The following is a 908-nucleotide window of genomic DNA, read 5'->3' on the forward strand; positions in this document are numbered from 1 at the left end:
TCGAAAGGCGCAAACCACTTGCCATTAGCTCGCTTGGGACGAAGCATTCCCGTTTCTGCATCGAAGTAGTTCTTGTAGCCCAAGGAGCGATCTAGGAAATAGGTATGATCTTCTGTTTTCCCCAATTCCTTCGCCAAAGCCGCGATATTCCAATCTGCAATGTAATATTCTAGCGCAGTAGATACCGTACCATCGTAGGGGCCCTCCTTATCCATCGGGGATATATCCTAATTCCATGTACGCGTCGATATCTGGACGGAGCGGGTTATTCTTTTTCCTCCGTCATGGCCGCTTTTTTCATGCCCTCAAAAGCCGTTTCTACATCAAAATCGCGAATTCCTCGCAAATAGGTGTCGGTTGATAACCCGGGTGCCGGGGTCACCTACCATCACGCCGTTTCCATGCCCATCAACTCCCATTTTGGCAACCAACCACTCTCCTTGTATATATCAACCATACTCCGCACCATCTCCGACTGGATCTCCGGATAGATAAGACTTAACAGCGGATGTAGATTGCGATTGGTGTCCCAAAGGGAAAACACCGTATAGCGATTCCTTCCTTCTACCTTGCCCGCCCCAAACTGTCCCATCAAAGGATACTCACCATTCACATCCTGAAAAACACTGGGGTGCGTTAGCACATGGTAAAGTGCGGTATAGAACTTCGTCTTATTTTCCTTAGTCCCTTTCAATTCGATTCGTCCTAGGAGGTCGTCCCACTTCTTCTTAGAGGCTGCTGCCGTGCCTTCGAAATCAAAGCCCGGCTGTTCTTTTTCTAAATTCTCTCGTGCATTTTCCATGCTGACATAGGAGACCCCCACTTTCACTTCAATCGTTTCATTTTCTTCCGTATCGAAAGAGAAATAGGCTCCCAGGTTCTCGCCGGCCATCTCATGTTGAAACCGA

General features: G+C 48.1%; 2 protein-coding genes. Both read right to left on the reverse strand.

Annotated features, from left to right (window positions below; genetic code table 11):
- On the reverse strand, nt 1–215 hold a 215-nt coding region (locus D5R40_RS38790; RefSeq protein WP_205127875.1), incomplete at its 3' end, for a glycoside hydrolase domain-containing protein.
- Between the two features lie 173 nt (nt 216–388).
- A partial coding sequence (locus tag D5R40_RS38795; protein ID WP_205127876.1) for a glycoside hydrolase domain-containing protein occupies nt 389–908 on the reverse strand: 520 nt, incomplete at its 5' end.

The organism is Okeania hirsuta (assembly GCF_003838195.1).
In the GTDB taxonomy this organism is placed as follows: domain Bacteria; phylum Cyanobacteriota; class Cyanobacteriia; order Cyanobacteriales; family Microcoleaceae; genus Okeania; species Okeania hirsuta.